A 15723-nucleotide genomic window follows, 5' to 3' on the forward strand; every position below is an offset into this window, starting at 1 on the left:
GCCGACCGTCGTCTCACGCCGTGACGACGACGGTCGTGCCGTCCGGCGCCCAGTGCCACAGGTACTTGGCGTCGGACTTCTTCTGCCGGACGCACCCGGCCGACAAGGGCTGGCCGAGCTGCTCGACGGTCTGCTCGGGCTTGCCGTTGTTGTAGACCGGGATCGAGTGGAACCCGATGGGCTCGCTGAATCCCGTCGCGAAGCGCACGAAGTACTCCATTGAACCGGTGTAGTCGAAGCTCGTGGCGTGCCGCTGACGCGACTGCACCGCGTACGTGCCGGTCTTGAGGTTGTCGAACCGGCTGCCCGAGACCAGGTACGTCCGGTCGACGGTCCCGTCCGCCTCGATCAGCCACACCCGCTGGTCCGACTGGTCGAACACGATGCGGCGGCCCGTGCCGGAGTTCGCCGGCGGGGCGGGATCGGCCTGCGCGGCGGCAGCCTTCTTCGGGGGCGCCGGTGTCGGCGTGGTCGGCGCCGTCGTGGCCGCGGCGACCGTGGGCAGCACGGCCTCGGCGACGGCGGCGCCCGTCCGGGTCTGGGTCGCGGCGGCGTCGGTCTCGGGCAGAACGAGCGAGACGACGGCGACGCTGGCGGTCAGCACGAGCGCACCGGCCAGTGCGGTCACCCGGCCGAGTCGCAGGCGGGTCGGGGGCGGGGAAGCCATGTCCTCCACGGTAGGCGCCACCCGGCGGCGATGGCCGACTTCGCGGGGCGTGCGCGTGGCGGACCCGCCGTCGCTCGGTCCCTGAGCCGTCATCGGCCCGCCATCAGCACGCGGGCGACGTCGCGATAGGCCTCGGCGCCCTTGTGCGAGCGCGCCGTGCTGAGGATCGTGCGGCCAATCGCCGGCGCCTCCGCGAAACGGATCGTCTTGGGGATCGGCGGATCGATGACCTCGAGGTCATAGGTCTCGCTGATCGCGGCCAGCACGTTGCGCGCATGGGCGGTGCGGCCGTCGTACATCGTGGCCAGGACCCCGCGGATGACGAGGTCGGGGTTGGTGAACCGGCGCACGTCGTGGATCGTGTCGAGCAGCTGGCCGACGCCACGGTGCGACAGGGTCTCGGCCTGCAGGGGAATGAGCACCTCGTCGGCGGCCGACAGGGCGCCGACGGTCAGCACGCCGAGCGCGGGCGGGCAGTCCAGCACGATCCAGTCGTACTCGTCGGCGATCTTGGCCAGGGCCACCCGCAGCCGCTGCTCACGGCCCGTGCGGCTGATCAGGTTCTCCTCTGCCTCGGCCAGCGCGACGTTCGCCGGCAGCAGGTCGAGCCCTTCCTCGGAGGTCACGAGCGCGTCGCGCACGACGGCCTTGCCCAGCAGCACCTCGGCCACCGTGACCTCGAGCTCTTCAGGGTCGATCCCGAGCGAGAACGTCAGGCTGCCCTGGGGGTCCAGGTCGACCAGCAGCACCCGCTGCCCCGCCTGGGCCAGAGCGGCCCCGATCGACGCGACGCTGGTGGTCTTGGCGACGCCGCCCTTCTGGTTGGCCAGGGCGAGGGTGGTGGTCACGCCGACATTGTGCCACCGACCGGGGCGCGGCAGCAGGCCTCGACGAGCGGCTCCGGTGAGATCACCGCCACGCTCCCGCGCGAGGGGAGCCTCCCGAGCGGCGGGCCGTCATGGAACTGGCATGCTGGCCCCATGACCCGCACGGCCCTGATCACCGGCGCCACCGCCGGCATCGGCAACGCGTTCGCCCGGCAGCTGGCGCGACGGGGAACGAACCTCGTCATCGTCGCCCGCGACACCCAGCGTCTCGAACAGTTGGCCTCCGACCTGTCGACGACCCACAGGGTCGACGTCGAGGTCGTCACCGCGGACCTCGCGACGTCCGAGGGCATGGACCGCGTCGCCGATCGACTCTCGGAGTCCGGGCGCCCCATCGACCTGCTGGTCAACAACGCCGGCGCCTCCCTCGCGGGCTGGTTCGGCACCACGGCCATCGCCGACGAGGACCGTCAGCTCGACCTGCTGGTGCGCGCGCCGATGCACCTCATGGACGCCGCCATCAAGTCGATGTCCGGACGCGGACGCGGCGGGATCATCAACGTCGCCAGCGTCGCGGCGTTCACGCCGCGTGGCGCGTACTCGGCGCACAAGGCGTGGCTGGTGAACATCTCGCAGTGGGCCAACTGGCACTACGCCGACGTCGGCATCACCGTGCAGGCCCTGTGCCCCGGGTTCACGCGCACCGAGTTCCACCAGCGCATGGGCGCCGAGATCGACAGCGTCCCCCGCTGGATGTGGCTCAAGGCCGACGCGGTCGTCAAGGGCTCGCTGCGCGACCTCGAGCGCGGCAAGGCCGTCTCGGTCCCCTCGCTGCGGTACAAGGTCCTCACCTCGATCGCCCGCCATGCCCCGACCAGCGTCGTGGCGAACGTCGCGAAGCGTGGTCGGTGAGGCAGGAGTGAGCGTTCCCAGGACCCTCGAGATCCCGGAGGGCGTGGAGGTCACCCGCGTCCTCACGGCCCGCAGCGAACACGCCGTGCACCGGATCAGCGCGGCCGGCGAGCGCGTGGGCTCGATCCTGCTCGTACCCGGCTGGACCGGCAGCAAGGAGGACTTCACCCCCGTCCTGCCGTTGCTGGCCGACCTGGGCTTCGACGTCGTGACCTTCGACCAGCGGGGCCAGTACGAGTCCCCCGGCGACGTCGAGGACGACTACTCGCTCGAGGGCCTGGCCGAGGACGCGCTGGCCCTGGCCGACGTCACGATCCAGGACGAGCGCTTCCACCTGCTCGGCCACTCGTTCGGCGGCCTCGTGGCGCAGACGCTCACCATCGGGCATCCCGATCGCATCCGGACACTCAGCCTCCTGTGCACCGGCCCCGGAGCGCTCGGCGACACCCCGACCCGGCCCCTCCAGCGCCTGGTCACCGCGATCGGCAAGGTGCCGCTGCTGCAAATCCACGAGCTGCGCGAGCAGGGCATCAAGCGCCCCGCCCAGATCACCGCGTTCCTGGCGAAGCGGTTCACGGCCAACGCCCCCGCCTCGCTCAAGGCGATGACCCAGCACCTGCTGGACGCCGAGGACCGCGTGGACGAGGTCGCGGCCACCGGGGTCCCGTGCTGGGTCGCCCGCGGCGAGACCGACGACGCGTGGCCGCATGAGGTCCAGGCCGAGATGGCCCGCCGGCTCGGCACCGAGATCGTGATCCTGCCGTCGGCGGCCCACTCCCCCGGCGTCGAGGCTCCCGAGGAGCTCGTCGACGACTGGCGCGGCTTCCTGCTGGCCCACTGAGGCGCTGACGCGACTCAGCGCGTGCGGGTCCGGCGCAGCGTGCCGGAGACGGCGCGGCGCGCCACCGGGCCCAGACCGTCGAGTGCTCGCGCCATCGCGGCGACGGCGTCGAACGAGCGGTCGGAGTCGGCCTCGGTGCGCACCGGATCGGTCAGCTCGAACCCGATGAACGCGGCCATCAGCAGGTCGGTGAACGCCTCGGGGTCGATCACGCCCTCGAAGGGTGAGCCCTTGACGAGCAGCCGCGACGCGACTCCGCTGAGCGGCTCGCGCCACAGCAGCAGCGCGTCCCGGGCGGCGCGGCCGATGCCGGGATCGGACTGGGCCATCACCAGCGCCTGGCCGAGCACCGAGACGTGCCCGGCTCCGCGCTCCGCCTCCTGGACGTCGCGGGCCAGCTGCACGAGGTCACCGTAGGACTGTGCCTGCTCGAAGCGCTCCCGGTGCAGTTCGACGCGCTCCCGCGTGGCGGTGACGCAGGCCTGCGCGACCAGGTCGGTGACCGAGCCGAAGTGGTAGAAGACCAGACCCTGGGCCAGCCCGGCGCGCTGCGACACCGACCGGGCCGAGACAGCGGTGATCCCGTCGGAGGTCATGACCTCGATCGTCGCCTCGACGAGGCGGCGCTTGGACTCCTCGGCTGACTTCGGCGGCACGGGGTTCAGTATGTCGCTGCGTGCAGCGCGGTGCGGCGCAGGTGCGCCCGCCACGAGAGGCGCAGGACGATCCACATGCTCGCCCCGGACACCATCGCTGCGCCCGAGGCCCACCAGAACGCCTCGACGGGCCGGGCATCGAAGAGGCCCACCAGGACGAGCGCCTCGACCCACGCGACGGCGGTGACCAGTGCCACGACCACGGCGAGCGCCCGCCGGATCCCCCCACGGGCCACGAGCCGGGGCCAGAGCACCACGCTCAGGATGGTCGGCAGGACCCCCGCGAAGAGCCCCACGAAGACACCGAGCCACAGCCCGAACACGGCCCAGACGACGACCAGCGCTCCCAGGACGTGCCACTCGAACGGGGACCCTCCCGCCACCTCGACGGCATAGGCGATCACGAGGCACCCGAGGGCGCACACACCGCCGGAGATCGTGGCGGCCCCCAAGCCGCAGAGGGTGATCTGGTCTCGCGTCATCATCTGCCCTTCGTTCTTGAGCACACGCTCAAGAACGAAGATAGCACTACCCGACGATCGCGCGCAGCGCTGCGACGTGATCGCGGTAGGCCTTCTTCCCGGCCTTGGTGAACGCGGCCCAGGAGCGCACGCGCCCCTCACGCGCGCCCTTCGACACCTTGACGTACCCGGCGTCCTCCAGCGCCTTGACCTGCTTGCTGAGCACCGACTCGCTGACGCCGAGCCCGTCGCGCAGGAGTGCGAACTCGACCTTGTCGACGGTGTCCAACATCGCGCAGATCTGGAGCCGGTGCGGTGCGTGGATCAGCGGATCGAAGGTGCCCGCACTCACGGCTGCTCCTCGATGCTGCGCACCCAGTCGGCGTCCCACGCCGGACCCAGGACCGCCCACGAGGCGGCGGTCACGACGGCGCCGATCACTGCCGGCACCGGCCCGAAGAAGGCGACACCCATCGCGACGAAGGAGATCCCCGCCATGAGCCACGCGCGCCAGGCGCCGGGCTCACGCAGCGTCGCCCACGCCACCGCGCCGGTGTGTCGCGTGTACCACTGCATCGCGCCGAACACCGTCAGCAGACCCACCGCATAGAGGGCCCAGCGCACCCAGCCGTCCAGGCCGAGCCCCACGATCACGAGCGCGGCGCCGGAACCGGCGACGGCGTAGTAACCCTTCGGGCTCGCGACCCGCTGCGCCGTGGTGCGGCGGGTGGCCGCGATCTGCTCGAGCGCCTCGCGCGCCTGGTCCCGTTCGTCCATGATCTCTCCTGAGCTCGACTTGCCAACACGGAAAGTCTAACTCGTGACTTTCCAGAATGGCAAGCCGTCACGGAAAGTCGGGGATCAGCCCAGCAGGCGCTCCAGCTCCGCCGGATCGGTGAGGTTGGCCCCGAGGTGGAACGCCGGGCCCTTGCCGGTGCCGTGGTAGTCGCTGGCCCCGGTCTTGGCCAGGCCGAGGTCGTCGGCGATGGCGGCGAGTCCCGCCCGCGCCCGCGCATCGTGGTCGGGGTGGTCGACCTCGACGCCGGCCAGACCCGTCTCGGCGAGCTTCGCCAGGAGCTCGGGCGTGATCTTGGTGCCGCTGTCGCGGGCCCAGGCGTGCGCGATGACGGGCTTGCCGCCGGCCTCACGCAGCAGGCGCACGGCCTCGAACAGATCGGCCGAGTACCGGCCGACGTACGCCGGCTTGCCCGGGACGAGCCAGTCGCGGAAGGCCTCGTCGCGGTCCTTGATGTAACCCTTGGCGATCATCGCGTCGGCGACGTGCGGGCGCCCCCAGGCCGCGGCGTCGCCGGCGACGGCGAGCACCTCCTGCTCGGTCAGCGGCATGCCGAGGGCGGCGAGCTTGTCCAGCAACCGCGGCAGCCGGTCGTTGCGGCCGCCCAGCACGCGGTGCAGCTCCTCGACCAGCGGCTCGTTCTGCGGATCGAACTCGTACCCCAGCAGGTGGACGCTCAGACCCTCGTACTGCGTCGAGATCTCGATGCCGCGGATGAGCCGCAGGCCCACCTCGTCGGCGGCCTCCTGCGCCTCGGCCCAGCCCTCGGTCGCGTCGTGATCGGTCAGCGCGACGACGTCCAGTCCCTCGAGCTTGGCCTTGCGGACCAGCTCGGCCGGGGTGTCGGTGCCGTCGGACCGGGTGGAGTGGGTGTGGAGGTCGATGCGCACCCTCAGAAGACTAAGGCCTCTCCTCATCGGCCTCTTCGCGGACGTTCCACCGGATCACGACCGGCTGGCCACGGTCGTCACCCAGGACGGAGTAGGTACCGGTGTCCAGCAGGAAGACCCGCCCGTCCGCCACGTCCAACCCCAGCCACCGGGCCGCGAGGACGCGCAGGGAGTGCCCGTGCGCGAACACGAGAGTGCGGCCGCCCAGCGACCGCGCCCGGGCCACGACCCGGTCGAGCCGCTCGGCCACCTGCTCGGCCGACTCGCCCGCCGGCGAGGGATGGCTCCAGACCGTCCAGCCGGGGACCGTCTCACGGATCTCCTCGGTCGTGACACCTTCGTACTCGCCGTAGTCCCACTCGACGACGTCCTCGACGATCTCGGGGTCGAACCCTGCCAGGTGCGCGGTGTCGAGCGCGCGTCGTCGCGGACTGCTCCATACGTGGTCGAACCCGACCCCCGAGAGCAGCGGACGCAGGGCGCGCGCCTGGGCGCGCCCTGTGTCCGTCAGCTCCAGGTCCGTGAACGAGGTGTGCCGCCACGCACGGCTCCACTCGGTCTCACCGTGACGCACGAGCCACAGCTCGGTCTCCCTCGCAGGCTGCTGATCCATGGACTCAGCGTGGCACGAAGGCCCAGTAGTCGAGGTCCAGCAGCACTCCGGCCGCGTACTTGCCGTCCTCACCCTTGAGCGTCATCGACTCGTCGCGGCCCTTCGTGGCGACCAGGCGCAGCCGCAGCGCGCCGACGCCGGGCGCCGAGGTCTCGGCCTTGTCGAGCACCTCGCTCCAGGCGTAGACGGTGTCGCCGGCGAACGCCGGGGACGTGTGCGCGCCGGCGTTGATCGCGGCGATCAGCTGGGCGTTGGCCAGCCCGTTGAACGACAGCGCGCGGGCCATCGAGATCACGTGGCCGCCGTAGACCAGTCGGTTGCCGTCGGGACGGGCCTCGACGTTGAAGTGCACCTTCGCGGTGTTCTGCCACAGGCGCGTGGCCTGCTGGTGCTCGGACTCGGTGAGCGTGACGCCGTCGACGTGGTCGATCTTCTCGCCGACCTCGTAGTCGTCGAAGCGGTGCGGCTCGCCGGCTGCGGAGAAGTCGTAGTCGGTGAAGTCCAGACCCTCGGGCACGATCAGGTCCGCGGGCGCCACGAACGGTGCCAGTTCGGGCACGACGGTCTCGGGCGCGGGGGCCTCGACGTTCCGCTTGTGCACCATGACCCAGCGGGCCCAGTCGATGACGACCTCGCCGCGCTGGTTGGTGGCGGTCGAGCGCACGTGGACGACGCCGGTCTTGCCGTTGGAGTTCTGCTTGAGCCCGATGACCTCGGACGAGGTCGAGATCGTGTCGCCCGGCACGATCGGCCGGTGGAAGCGGCACTCGGCGTACCCGAGGTTCGCGACGGCGTTGAGCGAGACGTCCGGGACCGTCTTGCCGAAGGCGACGTGGAACCCGATGAGGTCCTCGACCGGGTGCGGGTCCAGGCCGACGGACGCGGCGAACGCGGCCGAGGACGGCACCGCGAAGCGGGTCGGGTAGATCGAGCCGTAGACCGCCCGGTCCCCCTCGGTGATCGTGCGCGGAGTCGCGTGGTCGATCACCTGGCCGAGAGTGAAGTCCTCGAAGAAGTTGCCCGGGTTCGTCTTGCTCATGTCGTCCTCACAGTCGCCGATGGTGCGGCACCATCATGGCGGATGCTCAGAACGCGAGCGTCGCGGCGACCATGTTGTGGTCTGACGGCGGGGTCACGCGGTACTTCCCGCGTCGCAGGTTCGCGTCCACGACGGTCTCCCAGCCGCGGCCCAGGAAGCCCGACGTGAGGATGTAGTCGATGCGCACGCCCTGGTGGCGGTAGTACGACTTCGCCGTGACGCCACGCGGCCGCTTGAACCTCTTGTCCTTGAACATGCAGCGGTTGACGGCGGTACCGGCCTTCTTGCCCGCGATCGCGTTGGAGGTGTTGTAGTACGCCGTGATCCGCCGGGTCAGGTGCAGCGGCACGCGCGGGTTGCCGACGGCCGCCAGGCTCTTGGTCGACCCGACCGACTTGCAGGAACCGCGCCACTTCGTGCTCCTGGACCGGTACTTGCGCCGGTCGGTGCCGAGCAGGTCGACGAGGCCGGACTTCGTCATGACGTCCGCTCCGGTCTTCGCCATGGTCCGGCCCGAGCTGTTGAGATCGCCCGTGACGACGACCGGGAGCGTCCGGCCGGCGTACGCGCGCACCTTCCGCACGACGGCCACCGCCTGCGCCGCCTGCTTGCGGCGGAACGCGTTCGACGCGGAGGAGGTGATCGGCTTGCCGCGGTACTTCGCGTCGAAGTGGGTGTTCGCGAACACGAACAGCTTGCCGTTCGCGTTCAGCCGGAAGACGGTCCAGTCGACGGTGCGCACGTTCGAGGTCGCGCTGGACAGGCGGGTGACCCCGCCCCGGACCACCGTCATGACCCGGGAGTCGTAGATCGTGCGGTTGTCCGACGAGCTGCGGCCCGGCGAGGTCGTGCAGGTCCTCCACGGGGCCTTCGTGCCCTGCCACGACCCGTTCCAGACGGCGGGGTTGCGGCCCGTTGTCGGGCAGACCTCGCGGTGGGTGTTCGTCACCCGGTACGGCGCACCGGCCGTGCGCGCGTTCATCAGGTCGACGACGTGCTCGTACTGGCTGTAGTTGCGGGTGCCGAAGGCCCGGCGCTGCATCCAGGCCTCCGAGGCCTCCTGCAGTCCGATGACGTCCGGCGAGCAGCGCATGATCATGCCGACGAGCCGGTCGGCCCGTGCCTCCCACCTCGCCTGGGTGCGGGCCGAGCCGTTGTAGCCCGCGATGTTGTAGGACGCGACCAGCAACGGCGTACGGCCGGCGAGCCGGCCACCGGCCGAGGTCTCGCGGACGACCTCACCGTGCGCGGCACAACGGGAGCCGGCGGCACCGGCCGGCGCCGTGACGCCCGGTCCCGCGAGCAGACCGACGGCCAGGATCGAGGCCATCACCAGGACAGCGGGACGCAGACGCATGGGAGCTCCAGACTCGCGACTCCACCGAGCCGCACCTGCTCCACTGTAGTTACTCCTGCATCACTCGCACAGCCAATCGCAGCAGCACCGCGAGCGTCCGCGGCCCGGGCTCAGCCGACGGAGTGCCGGGTCGCCATGACCCGGTCGACCTGCTCGCGGTCGAAGGACTCCCCCAGCCACGTGAACAGGCCCTCGAAGACCCCCGGGTCGGCGACGTAGTCGTCGTAGTGCAGCGGGTACGTCAGGTCGCCCAGCTCGCGATGCGCGCGCTCCAGCCGTGCGTCGTAGTCGGCGATCTTGGCCAGGGCCTCGTCGCGTTCGTACTTGGCCCACCACTTGCTGCGCGCCACGTCCTCGGGATTGCGCGTGTTGAGCACGAAGCGCGCACCGGGGAACACCTGACGCGTGAACTCGAGCGTCTCGACGAGGTCACGGCGCCACCACCGGATCTCCTTGAAGCCCGTGACCCGGGTGTCCGGCTCGGGCTTGATGAAGACCTGCTGCAGGTGGCGGCGGATCGAGTCCGCGGCCTCCTGCGGCGAATAGTTGTCCAGACCGAACCACGGATTGACCGGCTGGCTGCCCTGCTTCGTCCCGATCCGCTTGTTCATGCGGCGGTGGCTCTCGAACATCCACTCCAGCGCGCCGTCGTTCTCGCCGCGGATGAGGTAGCCCGGGATCGAGTTCAGCAGGCCCTGCAGGAGTGTCGAACCGGTGCGCCCGTAGGTCACGATGAAGACGTAGTCGTACGACGTCTCGTCGCGTTCCAGGATCAGTTGGCGGCGCAGCTTCTCGGTCTCGCGGGTGAGCTGCGTGACCTCGGTCCGCAGCGCGTCACGGTCCTCCTTGAGGCGCCGAACGGCAGGGACCTTGAGGGCGACGTCCTTGGCGAGGGGCATGCACTACAAGGTACCGCCCGCACCACCCGTCACGAGAGGGCGGTCGTGCCGGGCATCGAGGCCAACAGCTCCTGCCCCCGCGCGAGGTACTTGTGCTCGACCAACAGCTCGTACTTGCTCGGCAGGATGGTCTTGACGCTCGAGAAGTCGCGCTGTCCGCGGCTCATCGCGTACCCGACGATCGCGATGACGGCGCCCCACACGACGCCGAGGATCACGCCGGTCAGGACCGCCTGGAGCCACTGCCCCTCGGCCGCGAAGATGCCCAACAACAGGCCGATCAGCAGGCCGAACCAAGCACCGCCGGCGACACCGCTGAGGATCACACGGCCCCAGGTCAGCCGGCCCGTCACACGCTCGAGCTGCTTGAGATCGGTGCCGACGATGAGGACGTTCTCGACCGGGAACTCCTGGTCCGAGAGGTGGTCGACCGCCTTCTGGGCGGTCGCGTAATCGTCATAGACACCGAGCGACTGCGGGTACTCCAACGAGAAGATCTGGGCCATTTCCACAGCGTAGACCCGTCACGGGCGACGGCCCAGCATCACGAGGATGCTGGGCCGTCGACGGCGCGGGCGCGTGGTGTCAGAGTTTGTAGTCCTTGAGCAGGTTGCGGCCGATGATCATCTTCTGGATGTCGGAGGTGCCCTCGCCGATCAGCATGAACGCGGCCTCACGGTAGAGACGCTCGATCTCGTACTCCTTGGAGTAGCCGTAGCCGCCATGGATCCGGAACGACGCCTCGACGACCTCGTTGCAGTACTCACTGGCGAGCATCTTGGCCATACCGGCCTCGACATCCATCCGCTTGCCCGAGTCCTTCAGACGGGCCGCCCGGACGACCATGGTGTGGGCGGCCTCGACCTTGGTGGCCATCTCGGCCAGCCGGAACAAGATCGCCTGGTGCTGAGCGATCGGCTTGCCGAACGTCTCACGCTGCTGCGCATAGGCGATACCGAGCTCGAAGGCGCGGTTCGCGATGCCCACCGCACGCGCGCCGACGTTGACGCGGCCGACCTCGACCCCGTCCATCATCTGGTAGAAACCCTGGCCCGGCGTGCCACCGAGGATCTGATCAGCCGAGATCTTGTGCTTCTCGATGATCATCTCGGTCGTGTCGATGCCCTTGTAGCCCATCTTCTCGATCTTGCCCGGCACCGTGATGCCCTGAGCCGTCTCACCGAAGCCCGGCTCCTTCTCGACCAGGAACGTCGTCATGTTCTTGTAGACGCTGTCCGAACCCTCATCGGTCTTGACCAGCACCGCCACCAACGTCGACGAGCCGCCATTGGTCAGCCACATCTTCTGACCGGTGATCTCATACGACCCGTCATCGAGCTTCGTGGCCTTGGTGCTGATCGCCGACACGTCCGAGCCCAGCGACGGCTCGCTCATGGAGAACGCGCCCCGGACCTCACCGGTGGCCATCTTCGGCAGGTACTTCTGCTTCTGCTCCTCGGTGCCGTGCTGGATCAGCATGTAGGCCACGATGAAGTGCGTGTTGATCACACCCGACACGCTCATCCAACCCCGCGCGATCTCCTCGACCACCAGCGCATACGTCAGCAGCGACTCACCCAGTCCGCCGTACTCCTCAGGGATCATCAGGCCGAAGATGCCCAACTCCTTCAGGCCTTCGACGATCTCGGTCGGGTACTCGTCCTTGTGCTCGAGCTCCGTCGCGACCGGAATGATCTCCTTCTCGACGAACTGACGCACGACCTTGAGAATCTCGACCTGCTCTTCGGTCAAACCCTCAGTACTGACAAGACGGGTCATGGTCTCCCCTGTTCTGTTGCATGGATCGGTGTGGGCGCCTCACAGCGTGGAGGCGTGACCGCCGTCGACCGGGATCACGGCGCCCGTCAGGAACGACCCCGCGCGCGAGGCGAGGAAGATCGCCGTTCCCGCCAGGTCCGACGCGTCGGCGAAACGCTGCAACGGGATCGGGGCCAGCATCTCGTCGGCCCCTTCGAGCTCGATGGCGTTCTCGAGCAACTGGCTCCGGTAGCGCCCCGGGGCGATGACGTTCACGGTGATGTGGGACGGCGCCAACTGACGGGCCAGGTGCTTGCTGAGGTGGTGCACGCCGGCCTTGGAGGCCGAGTACGCGTAGGTCTCGTGGTCCGGCACGTGGAAGGCGTCGATCGAGCCGATGGTGATCACGCGTGCCGGGTCCTCGGGCGACGCGGCAGCCAGCAGCAGCGGCTGCAGCGCCTGGACGAGGAAGAAGACCCCCTTGAGGTTGAGCCCCAGCACCTTGTCCCAGCCCGACTCCGGGTACTCCTCCAGCGTCTCGACCCAGATGTTCCCGGCGTTGTTGACCAGGACGTCGACGCGCGGCTCGCGCTCCGCGACGTGAGCGGCGAAGGCACGACACCCCTCGACCGTCCCGAGGTCGGCCGCCACGGCATGGCACTCGCCGTGGGCCGACAGCTCGGCCGCGGCCTTTTCGCAGTCCTCGGCCTTGCGCGAGCAGATGTAGACGCGCGCGCCGGCCTTGACGAAGCCCTCGGCGATGCCGAGACCGATGCCGCGACTGCCGCCTGTCACGACGACCACCTTGCCGGCGACGTCGAACAGCGTGGGGACGGAAATCTCAGACATGGCGCTCCTTGGCGACGACTCGTTATCGTGCATTATATACGTTCACTCCTCCCGCTCCGGAGCCGGGAGAAGTCGCTCAGCCCGTACGACGGGTCCGTCCGGTCACGCGTGCCCCGGTGGCACTCGTCCGTCACGCTGGGCGCCGTCGCCACGACCTCGTCGAGACGACTCCAGTCGTCGACGACCGTCCGGTGGGCGACGCGCCACCTGCCGTCGCGGCGCTCGAAGCGGTCGAGGTAGCGCCCCGCCCGCATCCGCGTGAACCTGGCGCCATCGATCTCCAGGTCCTGGCACGCCATGAAGTAGGTCTCGACGTGAGCGGTGTCCCCGAGCAACTCGATCAACACGTTGCCCAGGTGGTGCATCGAGGCCCGGGCCGCAGCGCCCCGCCCGACGATCGTGTCGACCACGACGTCCCGCCCGCCCCGGAAGTTCCCGTGGTCGTCCCAGGCGTCCTCGTGATACGCGTCGGCGATGAGGTCGGGGTCGCAGCGGTCGGTGCCGCGGGCGTACGAGTACATGACCTGCCGGATCTCCTCCCGGTCGAGCAGGTCCCGGAACCGCTGCTCGAGCGAGGCCGCGGGGACACCCGCACCGGTCACCGCGGCCCCGTCCCCATGGCGCGCACGAGCGGCTGCACGTCATCGATCTTCTCCAGGTGCAGCACGCCGTCCACCACCTCGTCGATCCGGTCAGCGGGCAGCACGCCCGAGGCATTGGCGCGGAACTTGGCGACCAGCTCGTCGGTCGTCAGATACGTGGACGGATCAGCGGACGGAGTGCCCTTCGGGTGCGTGCGCTCGGCCCGGAACGTGGTGCCGCGGGCATCCACCTCGACCCGCGTGGGGCGGGCCGAAGGGTCCTGGGAGAGCGTCTGGACGTAGTCCGGATGAGGCGCGAAGGTGACCTTCTCCATGAGGGCGAGGACCGAGGGCCGGCTCAACGTCTCGGCCGACTGCCAGGCCGGGCCCGGGGGGATCCGGTGCGCCCCGACCGCCAGGCCGTGGGCGATGCTGAACTGCGCCTCGTGCGGGTGGCGCACGTCGTTGTTGAGCCACACCGGCTGCTCGACCCAACCCTCACCCCAGCACCGGATCGCGTCGATCTCCTCGACGGCGATGTCGTGCGCACCCAGGATCTCGTTGAGGGCGTCGAGCGGCGTGTGTCCGACGCGGCAGTGCGGGTACGGCTTGTAGCTGTGAGCGGCAGGGAAACCCCAGGTCTCACCCAGGCCGTCGACCAGGTTCGAGGGCTCCCAACGGACGCTGCCGATGAACCGGCGGTAACCGTACTTCTCGTCGTCGAGGATGCGCAGATCGCCGGTGTGTCCCAGCCGCGCGGCATGCGCGGCGGTGAGCGCGGCCTGCGTGACGGGCCCGGCCATCGTGTACTTCACGGTCGAGTTGGGCACGTTGTCCATCCACGTGCGATAGGAGTTGACCGGAGTCAGGTGCCCCGCAATGCCCAGCGCGTGTGCGATCTGCTCGGCACCCTGGTCCTCGAGCATCGCCACGGCGACCGCCCCACCGAACACCGTGCTCGTGAAGCCGAGCACCTCGGGCAGATCCATCCCCCCGTCCTTGGGCGTGCGCATGTAGTCCATCGAGCGGCCGAACCGGTAGCTGATCTCGTGCGACACGGCGATGGCCTCCAGCACCCGCCGACCGGCGCTGTGCCCGGCCTCGGCCACCGCGATCGCACCGGGCAGGACGTACGGGGCGACGTGGCCCGGCGGCAGCACCGAGTCGAAGTCGAGTGCGTTGATGCTCTCGCCGTTCGCGAAGGCCGCTCCGTACACGGACGACCGGTGCGACGTCCCGAAGATCGTCGCGCCGTCGCCTCCGCCGGCGATGAGTTGCGCGAGGTCGGCGCCGATCCGGCTCTTGGGCTCGTCGACACCGGCCAACGCACAACCGATCGAGTCCAGGAGAACGCGCTTGGAGTCCTCCACCACGTCCTCGGGCAACTGTTCCAGCGACACCTCGCTCGCGAACTCGGCGAGCCTCTGCACCAGGGTCTTGTTCATCGTTCCTCTTCCTTCGTGGCGTGGTGCCGGCCGGGGCCGGCGGGGAGGTCAGTGGCCGAGCAGGTAGCCGCGACCGGGGTCACTTGAGCGCCCTGTCGAGCTTGCGGCCCCAGTCCGCCAGCACGTCGGGCGTGAGCTTCTCGGAGTCCTGCCACGTCCAGCCGGCCGGGTCCAGCGCTCCCTCCACGCCGTCTCGCGCGGGCACGCCGTACCCGTCGCCGTTGAGTGACTCCTGGCCGTCGGTCGAGAGCAGGAAATCCATGAACACCACGGCTGCGTTGGGGTGCGTCGCGTTCTCGAGAGCCGCCGAGACGTACTCGATGCCGTAGCCCTCGTCGGGATACGCGAAGTCGAGCGGAGCGCCGGACGCCTGCAGTTGCTTGACCACCGAGGGCAGTGCGGCGACCGTCGCGCCGACCTCACCTGCGGCGACGGCCTGGGTGATGGGGACGACCGACGGATACAGCTTCGGCTTCAGGGCACCCACTCGCTCCAGGTAGTCCTCGGACACGTTCGTCTCGACGAAGTCCAAGAATCCCGCGGCGCTCTTCGTGGCGTCAGCACGGAAGCCGAGCTTGCCCTTGACCTCGGGCTTCAGGAAGTCGTCCCAGTCGGAGAAGCCCTCGGGGAACATCTTCGTGTTCCACACGAACATCGAGTACGGCGAGCCGTGGACGTCGACGGCCTTGTCCGGCACGATCCAGGCATCCGCGCGCAGGCCCTCGCCGCTCGGACCACTGAGCGTCAACAGCTCGTCCTCATGAGCGCGGTACCACGCCGGGTCCGCGTGCATGAAGACGTCCGCGCCCTCGGTCCCGGTCTTCATCTGCGTCTCGACCCGCGGCACGATGTCGCCGCCGCCGGCCTCGATCACGACCTCGATGTCGGGGTACTTCTCGTTGAATGCGTCGACGACGCGCTGCGCCTGGTCGGCGCTGGCACCGATGTAGAAGGCGACCTTGCCCTCGTCCTCGGCGGCGGCGACGACGTCGTCCCATGACCCGTCGACGAGCTTCCCGCCGGACGATCCTCCCCCGCAGGCGCTGACGGCGAGGGCGCCTGTGACGACCAGAGCCACAGCACTGACGAACCGCTTCGTACGACCTGGACTACGCATCGATCCTCCATCAGT

The 15723-nt window shown here is 69.6% G+C and carries 19 protein-coding genes; 2 read left to right on the top strand and 17 right to left on the bottom strand.

Annotation, left to right across the window (positions count from 1 at the left end; translation table 11 throughout):
• Positions 1-13 precede the first annotated feature (13 nt).
• Both H9L21_RS11590 and H9L21_RS11595 read right to left on the bottom strand, forming a co-directional pair.
• Positions 14-667 (bottom strand): L,D-transpeptidase, encoded by a 654-nt coding sequence (locus H9L21_RS11590; protein ID WP_187411483.1) that lies wholly within the window; start codon positions 665-667, stop codon positions 14-16.
• An 89-nt stretch (positions 668-756) separates the two neighbouring features.
• Positions 757-1515 (bottom strand): ParA family protein, encoded by a 759-nt coding sequence (locus H9L21_RS11595; protein ID WP_187411484.1) that lies wholly within the window; start codon positions 1513-1515, stop codon positions 757-759.
• Positions 1516-1647: 132 nt separating this feature from the next.
• Between H9L21_RS11595 and H9L21_RS11600 the strand changes: the two genes are divergently transcribed.
• Both H9L21_RS11600 and H9L21_RS11605 read left to right on the top strand, forming a co-directional pair.
• A complete protein-coding gene (locus H9L21_RS11600; RefSeq protein ID WP_154596761.1) occupies positions 1648-2406 on the top strand; it encodes an SDR family NAD(P)-dependent oxidoreductase in 759 nt (252 codons plus the stop codon).
• 7 nt (positions 2407-2413) lie between these two features.
• Positions 2414-3247: an alpha/beta fold hydrolase gene (locus H9L21_RS11605; protein ID WP_187411485.1), complete on the top strand. Its 834-nt coding sequence runs from the start codon at positions 2414-2416 to the stop codon at positions 3245-3247.
• A gap of 14 nt (positions 3248-3261) precedes the next feature.
• Here the strand turns inward: H9L21_RS11605 and H9L21_RS11610 are convergent, their stop codons facing one another.
• The 15 genes from H9L21_RS11610 to H9L21_RS11680 form a co-directional block, all read right to left on the bottom strand.
• The gene (locus H9L21_RS11610) at positions 3262-3903 is read right to left on the bottom strand and encodes a TetR/AcrR family transcriptional regulator (RefSeq protein ID WP_154596759.1); all 642 of its coding nucleotides are present in this window, start codon (positions 3901-3903) and stop codon (positions 3262-3264) included.
• 5 nt (positions 3904-3908) lie between these two features.
• Positions 3909-4388 (bottom strand): hypothetical protein, encoded by a 480-nt coding sequence (locus H9L21_RS11615; protein WP_154596758.1) that lies wholly within the window; start codon positions 4386-4388, stop codon positions 3909-3911.
• 43 nt (positions 4389-4431) lie between these two features.
• Positions 4432-4716, bottom strand: a complete 285-nt coding sequence (locus H9L21_RS11620) for a transcriptional regulator (RefSeq protein ID WP_187411486.1) — start codon at positions 4714-4716, stop codon at positions 4432-4434.
• Positions 4713-5141, bottom strand: coding sequence for a hypothetical protein (locus H9L21_RS11625; RefSeq protein ID WP_154596757.1), 429 nt, complete (start codon positions 5139-5141; stop codon positions 4713-4715). The genes H9L21_RS11620 and H9L21_RS11625 overlap by 4 nt, the downstream gene beginning before the upstream one ends.
• Before the next feature lie 84 nt (positions 5142-5225).
• Entirely contained in the window at positions 5226-6050 is an 825-nt protein-coding gene (locus H9L21_RS11630; RefSeq protein WP_187411487.1) for a PHP domain-containing protein, read from the bottom strand.
• A 10-nt stretch (positions 6051-6060) separates the two neighbouring features.
• Positions 6061-6663: a histidine phosphatase family protein gene (locus H9L21_RS11635; RefSeq protein ID WP_154596755.1), complete on the bottom strand. Its 603-nt coding sequence runs from the start codon at positions 6661-6663 to the stop codon at positions 6061-6063.
• A gap of 4 nt (positions 6664-6667) precedes the next feature.
• The gene (locus tag H9L21_RS11640) at positions 6668-7702 is read right to left on the bottom strand and encodes a MaoC family dehydratase (protein ID WP_154596754.1); all 1035 of its coding nucleotides are present in this window, start codon (positions 7700-7702) and stop codon (positions 6668-6670) included.
• 46 nt (positions 7703-7748) lie between these two features.
• Positions 7749-9059, bottom strand: a complete 1311-nt coding sequence (locus H9L21_RS11645) for an endonuclease/exonuclease/phosphatase family protein (protein WP_154596753.1) — start codon at positions 9057-9059, stop codon at positions 7749-7751.
• 110 nt (positions 9060-9169) lie between these two features.
• On the bottom strand, positions 9170-9958 hold the full coding sequence (locus H9L21_RS11650; protein ID WP_154596752.1) for a sulfotransferase: 789 nt from the start codon (positions 9956-9958) through the stop codon (positions 9170-9172).
• Between the two features lie 29 nt (positions 9959-9987).
• Entirely contained in the window at positions 9988-10464 is a 477-nt protein-coding gene (locus H9L21_RS11655) for a YflT domain-containing protein (RefSeq protein WP_154596751.1), read from the bottom strand.
• Positions 10465-10543: 79 nt separating this feature from the next.
• Positions 10544-11737, bottom strand: a complete 1194-nt coding sequence (locus tag H9L21_RS11660) for an acyl-CoA dehydrogenase family protein (RefSeq protein WP_154596750.1) — start codon at positions 11735-11737, stop codon at positions 10544-10546.
• 39 nt (positions 11738-11776) lie between these two features.
• Positions 11777-12565 (bottom strand): SDR family oxidoreductase, encoded by a 789-nt coding sequence (locus tag H9L21_RS11665; protein ID WP_154596749.1) that lies wholly within the window; start codon positions 12563-12565, stop codon positions 11777-11779.
• A 32-nt stretch (positions 12566-12597) separates the two neighbouring features.
• A complete protein-coding gene (locus H9L21_RS11670) occupies positions 12598-13167 on the bottom strand; it encodes a nuclear transport factor 2 family protein (RefSeq protein WP_222865776.1) in 570 nt (189 codons plus the stop codon).
• Entirely contained in the window at positions 13164-14591 is a 1428-nt protein-coding gene (locus tag H9L21_RS11675; RefSeq protein ID WP_154596748.1) for an MmgE/PrpD family protein, read from the bottom strand. Before H9L21_RS11675 ends, H9L21_RS11670 begins: the two co-directional genes overlap by 4 nt.
• 79 nt (positions 14592-14670) lie before the next feature.
• The gene (locus H9L21_RS11680) at positions 14671-15708 is read right to left on the bottom strand and encodes an extracellular solute-binding protein (protein ID WP_154596747.1); all 1038 of its coding nucleotides are present in this window, start codon (positions 15706-15708) and stop codon (positions 14671-14673) included.
• Positions 15709-15723 lie beyond the last annotated feature (15 nt).

The sequence above is a fragment of the Aeromicrobium senzhongii genome (assembly GCF_014334735.1).
Taxonomy (GTDB): Bacteria; Actinomycetota; Actinomycetes; order Propionibacteriales; family Nocardioidaceae; genus Aeromicrobium; species Aeromicrobium senzhongii.